7 protein-coding genes are annotated in these 7,228 nt (G+C 66.6%); 3 read left to right on the forward strand and 4 right to left on the reverse strand.

Features of this window, described 5'->3' with window-relative positions; all coding sequences use genetic code 11:
* Positions 1–242 precede the first annotated feature (242 nt).
* Entirely contained in the window at positions 243–416 is a 174-nt protein-coding gene (locus tag DMB66_RS64995) for a hypothetical protein (protein WP_199752138.1), read from the reverse strand.
* Between DMB66_RS64995 and DMB66_RS56135 the strand changes: the two genes are divergently transcribed.
* Together DMB66_RS56135 and DMB66_RS56140 are read left to right on the forward strand one after the other, a co-directional pair.
* Entirely contained in the window at positions 361–936 is a 576-nt protein-coding gene (locus tag DMB66_RS56135) for an SDR family NAD(P)-dependent oxidoreductase (protein ID WP_233625552.1), read from the forward strand. The two genes, DMB66_RS64995 and DMB66_RS56135, sit on opposite strands and share 56 nt — an antisense overlap.
* A 27-nt stretch (positions 937–963) precedes the next feature.
* Complete coding sequence (locus DMB66_RS56140) at positions 964–1,383, forward strand: VOC family protein (protein ID WP_125812196.1); 420 nt, start codon at positions 964–966, stop codon at positions 1,381–1,383.
* 193 nt (positions 1,384–1,576) lie between these two features.
* Here DMB66_RS56140 and DMB66_RS56145 read toward each other — a convergent pair whose 3' ends face one another.
* The gene (locus DMB66_RS56145; protein ID WP_158647692.1) at positions 1,577–4,885 is read right to left on the reverse strand and encodes a S8 family serine peptidase; all 3,309 of its coding nucleotides are present in this window, start codon (positions 4,883–4,885) and stop codon (positions 1,577–1,579) included.
* Between the two features lie 473 nt (positions 4,886–5,358).
* On the opposite strand from DMB66_RS56145, the gene DMB66_RS56150 reads away from it, so the two are divergent.
* Positions 5,359–6,480, forward strand: a complete 1,122-nt coding sequence (locus DMB66_RS56150) for an alpha/beta hydrolase (protein ID WP_125812198.1) — start codon at positions 5,359–5,361, stop codon at positions 6,478–6,480.
* A gap of 320 nt (positions 6,481–6,800) precedes the next feature.
* On the opposite strand, the gene DMB66_RS56160 is transcribed toward DMB66_RS56150, so the two are convergent.
* A complete protein-coding gene (locus tag DMB66_RS56160) occupies positions 6,801–7,001 on the reverse strand; it encodes a hypothetical protein (protein WP_125802094.1) in 201 nt (66 codons plus the stop codon).
* The coding region (locus tag DMB66_RS56165) for a transposase (RefSeq protein ID WP_199753225.1) at positions 6,998–7,228 on the reverse strand (231 nt) is incomplete at its 5' end. The genes DMB66_RS56165 and DMB66_RS56160, both read right to left, overlap by 4 nt.

Genomic DNA, 7,228 nt, shown 5'->3' on the forward strand with positions numbered 1-7,228 from the left:
AGCGGCATGAACGATCACGCCAGCGTGGCCGGCAACCGGGCCTGGATCGTGCTGTCGCAAGGAGTTGAGGCAAGCGATTCGAACTCCTGACCGCTGACCGAAGAGCGTGGCGTCCCGTCCACGAGATGCGACGAACGGAACGCCACGCTTGGCACCGGTGCAAGCGGGCACGGCACCCGAATACGAGGGTGCTACTGACGAGCTGATGGAGAACCGCTTGGCGTGCATTGCCCTGGGGTCACTCACTTCACGCTGCCCGCAGTGAGTCCGGCGACCAGATGGCGCTCGATCGCGATGAACAGGACGACCACGGGGACGATGGTGATCAGCGCAGCGACGAACAGGGTACGAGCGATCGCGCTGGACACCGACGTCACCGACACCGACGCGGTGACCTCGATGGTCGAGCGTGTCACCAACGAACTCGGCCCGATCGACATCCTCGTCAACAACGCCGGCATCAGCATCGGCGCGCCGGCTCTCGACACCACCGACGAGGCCTGGGCCCAGGTCCTGGACACCAACCTCACCGGCGTGTGGCGGTGCAGCCGCGAAGTCGGAAGGCATATGGTCGCCCGCAGGACCGGCACCATCGTCAACGTCGGCTCGATGTCCGCGATGATCGTCAACCGACCACGCTGGCAGCCTGCATACCTGGCCTCGAAGGCCGCCGTACACCAGCTGACCAAGGCGCTGGCCGCCGAATGGGCGCCGCACGGGGTTCGCGTCAACGCCCTCGCCCCCGGTTACATCCTCACCAAGCAGTCCCCCGTGGACCAACCCGAGTACCAGCCCTGGTGCGTCGAGCCAGCCGCGATGCGCCGTTACGGCCTTCCCGAGGAACTCGGCCCGGCCACGGTCTTTCTCGCCAGCGACGCCTCTAGCCTCATGACAGGCTCCATCCTCGTCATCGACGCTGGCTTCACCCTGTTCTGACAGTGATTTCCAATATAGGAGAGACCCATGCGCCAGAAACTGAACATGATCGTTCTCGGTGTCCGTGACGTCCTCAGCTCCGTGGCTTTCTACGAGGCTCTGGGCTGGAAGCGTTCGGCCTCCGGATCCGACGAGTTCGCGCTGTTCGACCTGGGCGGCGTGGCGCTCGCGCTCCTGCCCCGGCACGCTGTCGCCGACGACGCTCGGCTCACCGACCATGAGACGGGTGGGTTCGCCGGGTTCGCGCTCGCGTACATCGCACACAGCTCCGACGACGTATACCGGATCATCGCGAAGGCCGAGGAACTGGGTGCCACAGTCACCCGGCCAGCGAAGACCACCCCCTGGGGACACAACGGCTACTTCACCGGCATCGACGGTCACCTGATCGAGGTGCTGTACGAGGACGGCTGGAAGTTCGACGACCGCGACAACCTGGTCCTCTGACTACACCCGGACCCGGACGCCCGTGGATCAGGGTAGACCGAGACGCCGTGGTTGGTCAGCGCCTCGACGACCGGCTGGAAGAACGCCTGGCCTCCGCTGAGCAGTCGCCACTACCGCGGAGGTCAGGCCGAGGGCGACGGAGCCCCTCATGATCACCCTGCCGGAGTTTCACGCTTCGGCGGGTTGGCGGTGGTCAGCGGACGGTATAGGCCGCCTTGATGGTCTGCTCGACCGTGCTTCCCGCAGCGTCGGCGACCGTCACCCGCAGCGAGACAGTGCCGCCGGCAGGGTTGGTGACCCTCATCGTACGCGTCGCACCCGCGCCTTCCAGCGGGGCAGCCGACCACGTCTTACCGCCGTCGAAGGACACCTGCGCCGTGATCGACGCGACGCTGGGGGCGCCAGTGTCAGGGCTCCGCTGGACGACCAGCGGGATCGTCGTCGGCCCCGCTTTTGCCTTGTTGTCCCTGTCGACCCGGGGGGAGAACCGCACCGCCTGGAGTGCCAACGGAACGTCCTTGTCTTCCGCCTGATGCTCGGACGTGAAGGTCCAGGTCGCCGCCACCTCCGGTGACAGGGGCGTCCACGGCTTATCGTTCTTGACGCTGCCCCGCAGGGTGTACGTGGCGCGGCCGGCGGGCACCGGCCGGTAGAACCAGGGGTCATCGCTCGTGGCGATCACCTTGCCGCCCTGGCTCAACTCCCAGCTCGGGGTGACGATGAATTTCGAAGCGAACCCGCTCTGCGCCGAAGTGCTCAGCAGAGGCAGGTCCACATTGAGCATGTCCCCTTGCCTAGACGCGCTGGTGTAGATGCCGCCGGTTTTCCACGACGGCCCGAACACCGGCTCGTTGAGCTGCACCGTGCTGGTCGTGTCCTTCCGGTAGGCCGTGCTGAGGCCGGTCAGGGTCAGCACGGAACTGTTGTCTGCGGCGGCCAGGCTCTCGAGTTGCGACTGGAACGTCGAGCCGGGGACAGTGCTCATGTAATCGATCCGCGAGTAGAGATCACCGGCCGGAATGCTCACTCCCCCGTAGCCGGTGGCGTTCGGTAGCGCGGCCGAGTGGAACAGGTTCCGGGCCTCGCCCTGGCCGGCGTGATTGATCTTGAACTGCACCTTGGCCAAGTCGGCGCGGCGGGTCGCGAAGCGTTGCGTGGGCGGCAACATGCCCTTCGACCTGAGCGCCAGGTTGAAGGTGTACGGGGTTGGCTTTTGTGTCGAGGAGCCGCGCTTGACCAGCGTGGCGAAGTAGCCCCAGTCAAGCCCCGCTGCCGGCGGCCGGGGCATTCCGTAGAGCCCGGTGGCGGACATGGCCCCGAGCGTCACATCGCCGAACGTCGCGCTCAGCGCGTGGTCTGACTCCTCGGCGTCCGCGGGGGCATCGAAGTCCAGCGTGACCGGCTTGGCCGCGCGGGCGTCGATCCGGATGTCTGTCGGAGCCTTCACCGTCACCGGTTGGGCGTCAATCGCATAACTCGAGGACGTCCCGTCAGGCTCAACGACCATTCCTATGAACATGTAGTCCCCTGCCGGAACGCGCCTGGTCGCCAGGCCTCTCACATAGTCGAAATTGACCGCGCCGGTCTTCTTGTTGATGAGTAGCGCGAACGTGTCGTGCGCGGCCGTCCCGCGGCCGAACTCCGTGTAGGAGACGTTGTAGCTGGCCAGCTCCTTGTAGGCCCCGATCGCCGTACTCAACACCGCCGCGCCGCCAAGGCTCTTCGCGGCGACGTAGCCGGTGTAGAGGCCGATCGCGCCCGCAGCGGGCTTCACCGTCACGGGCACCTCGACCGTGCCGCCGGCCGGGACGGTCACCGAATTCGCGCCGAGGGAGAACATGCCGGCGGCGGCCTTGGTGCCGTTGACCTGGTTGACGCTCATCGACAGCGCGAGTGTGACCGGTGTGCTGCCCGCGTTGGCGTAGGCGATCTTCTGTGTCGCCGACGGTGTGCCCTCGTGGGGCCACGGGAAATATCCGAGGCTCAGGCTGCCGGTAGCGGTGATGTGCTGGGTGCTGGCCCGGCCGAGGTCGAGGCGACCGGCGCCTTGCTGGTAGACCGTCTGGCCATCGAGCTTCTTGGCCGTCGACATGAGCGCCCGCTTGAGCTCCGAAGGGGTCCAGTCCGGATGCTGTCCGGCCAGGATCGCCGCGCTGCCGGCCACGTGCGGCGTCGCCATCGAGGTGCCCGACATGGTCTCATAGCCGCCGCCCGGGTAGGGCGCGGTGATGCCGCCGCCGGGGGCGGTGATGTCAGGCTTGATGGCGTAGTCAAGGCGCCGGCTCGCGTTGACCCGAGGCCCCTCGCTGGAGAACTCGCTGAGGTTGTCGGTGCCCTTGTCGATGCTGCCGACCGTGACCGCGGAGTCGGCGGTGCCAGGCGAGCCGATGGTCTCCGGCGTGCCGTCGTTGCCGGCGGCGATGACGAACAGTACCTTCTTCGACGCCGTGAGGGTGTCGACCGTGTCCCGCATCAGGTCGACAGTGTCGCCGACGGGGCCACCGAGGCTCATATTGATCACCTTGGCGCCCGACTCCGCGGCCCACGCCATACCGGCGAGGATCGCGTCCTCGGCGCAACCGCCGGGCTCACACACCTTCGCAGACTTGATGTGGGCTTGCTTGGCGACGCCGGTGTACTTGCCGCCCGAGGCTGTCCCGCGGCCGGCGATGGTGCCCGCGACGTGCGTGCCGTGGCCGACCTCGTCCGTGAGCCCGGTGCCGGTGAAGTCTTTCGCGTCGACGACGACGTCCTTCAGATCGGGGTGAGTGCCGTCCACGCCGGTGTCCACGACGCCGACGGTCACGCCCTTGCCGGTGTATCCGGCTGCCCAGGCCGTTGGTGCGCCGATCTGCGGAACACTCACGTCCAGGGCTGGCTGCAGTTTGCCCACTGCCCACACTTTGGCTACGGCCGCGGCGGCAGCGGACTTCACAGGAGCGGTCAGCGACGCCCAGAAGGAACCCGCGTCGGCCTTGCGCTGGCGCAGCGATGTCAGGCGCAGCGTCGGCACCGACCGGACGGCTGTGGACCCCGCCAGCGCAGCCGGGGCTTTCAGCGTCGCGCCTGACCCAATGATCATCAGTGGCAGCGTCTTGGTACGGGCGTCGTCGTAGCCCCACTTGTGCAGCAGCGTGACGTTGAACAACCGCGGATCGAGCGTCCCGGCAGCGAGCGGCCGGACCGCGTCCGCGGGTAGGACGGTCAGGCCTTGTGGAGTCTCGTAGGTGGCGTACGAGACACGCTTGCGGTTCTTGCCCGGGACGAACCTGATGTTGGGCTTCCCCGTGCGACCGGACTGGACGTGGACCGTATCGCCCGTGATCAGCGTGACCGCATACGAGCCGCCGCGAACTGAGATGGGCGCTGCTCCCTGCGGCTCAGCGCCGTACGCCGAGTTCGCGCCTGGCGCGACGAGCGCGAGACCAGCCCCTGCCACGACGAGCGAGAGACTCGCGCCCACGGCCGTCACCCGGCCGAGTTGTCGCATCGATTTCTTCACTTCCACAACCTTCCGCTCCGCGGCCACGGCAATGATCCCGGCCGATGCGATACACAAAAGCAGGAGAATGTGAGGAATATATGAGGGCTCGGCCGTTGAAGCCTTTCGTAGTGAACGATTTGGGAAATACGCACTCGATGTGTCAGGTGGGCATCGGGAAGACGATAGCTGTTTGAAGTGTCGAAGCCAGTAACGATCGGACCCTGCCAAGCGACAGCCCAGCGAACAATACGGCTGTGTCGAGGACGCCGCCCTCGACACAGCTGCCCAGGTCAGAGCACTGATCGAACGAAAGCTCAAGATTGCGATCGAGTCGGTGAACGCCCGCATTCGTATCAGCTCACCACGGCCAACGACTGACTTCCTCAACAACCAAGGTCAGCCGTTAACTGGACAGACTCATCCAAGCAGGTTTCTCACAATTGGCTGTCAGAGTTGCCCGCCGTACCTCGAAACCGTCCGGAGGAGCATCGATGACCGCAAGAAGAAGACGCGGAGCTGCCGCGGTGGCCGTTCTGGCCGCCCTCGTGGTGAGCGTGAGCAGCTGGCAGAACGCATCGGCTGACACCGCCGCGAAGAACAGTGACCACAGGGTCGGCGTCGTCGAATACCACCTCGGGGACACCACGTTCACCGATCGCGACTGGTCGGGGCGGTCCGAGCTGGCGGGGGTCGTGCACTACCCGACCGACCTGCCTGCCGGGGCGCCACTCATCGTGCAGTTGCACCGCCAGGCGTACAGTTGCGCCACCGACGACCCCGACGCGAGCTGGCCGTGCCCACCCGGGGTCAGGTCCGTGCCGAGCTACCGCGGATACGACTATCTCAGCGAGGCGCTGGCCCGGCGCGGGTTCGTCGTCGTGTCGCTCAGCGCCAACGGCATCAACGCCTTCATGGGCACCTCGACGCAGCGGGCCCACCTGATCAACCGCCAGCTGGCGATGTGGCAGAAGCTCGCCGCGACCGGCATGGGCCCGCTGGCCGGTAGGTTCCGGGATCCGGCGACCGGGCGAGCGGCCGCCGTGGACTTCCGCGGGCGGGTCGACATGCGGCGGGTCGGCACGATGGGCCATTCCGTCGGTGGTCTCGGAGTGATGCGGCAGGCGGCCGACCGGTTCCGCGGCGAGTGGCCGGCCGGCGTGACGATCCGGGCGGTGGTGCCGATCGCGTCGGTCTACTTCGAGGAGAACGAGGGCGACAACAGCGACACCCTGATCACGAAGATCCCCTTCGCGGTGGTCTCTGCCGAGTGCTGGTCGTCCGGCGCCGACCGCCAGTACTTCGACAACGCCCGCGGCAAGAACACGGTCCCGGCGTACCTGGTGACCGTCCGGGGCGCCAACCACAGCTTTTTCAACACCCAGTGGTCGCCGTCCAGCGGCCAGTGGGGTGCCTCGGACGACAGCACCTGCCCCGACAACCCGGCCAGGCTGTCGGAGACCACCGAGCGCATGCTCGCCGTCGAGTACCTGACCGCCTACTACGAGCGCACTCTGCGCGACGACAAGCGCTACGACGCGATCCTCACCGGCGCCCGCCCGCTTGCGGTCCCGGGCGTCACCGCCACCGCCGAATACCTACCGCCGGCGAAATGACGGCTCAAGCGACACCCAGGTTTGGGTGAGCCCTGCCTTGCCTCCACGCTACCGGGGAAGATCACCTCTGCTCCCCCGGTACTGAGGGTCAGCGCCGATGTTGTGGGCGATCCGCAACGGTGATCGAAATATCGCGTGACGATCCATCGGATGGATGGGCGGTTTGACACCGGCCCGATCCTCACTCAGCGTGGCGGCATTCCACTCGACGAGGACGTCCCCCAACGCCCTCAACCACTCTGAAGCTCGCAGTTTCTGGTTGAATCTTAGGTCAAGTCCCTGGACGTGGTGTATTGGGTGATCTTCCGATTTGATCTTGGTTAGAGGAGGGGTTGACCGGGTTCGCCGGTGATGGGTTCACCGGTGGCGGGTTGCCATTGGTCGATGTCGTCGGGCCAGGGTGCGGGCCGGGCTTGGTCGTCCCACCAGCCGGTTTCGATGTTGTCGTTGATCAGGGCGGTGTTGAGGGCGGCGCGTTCGGCCGGGTCGGGAATGGCGTGCTCGCCGGTCGGGTGGGTCATGCTGCGGTCTCCAGTTGTAGGTCCTCGGTGGTCGCGGTGGACACGATGGTGGTGGGTGTGGTGCGGGCGCGGTCGAGCACGTCGAGAGCGAAGTAGCGGCGCCCTTCGGTCCATTCGTCGTGTTGTTCGGCCAGGACGGCGCCGACGAGGCGGATGACGGCGTCGCGGTCGGGGAAGATCCCGACGACGTCGGTGCGGCGGCGGATCTCCTTGTTGAGGCGTTCGTT

This window comes from Actinoplanes sp. ATCC 53533, assembly GCF_003947245.1.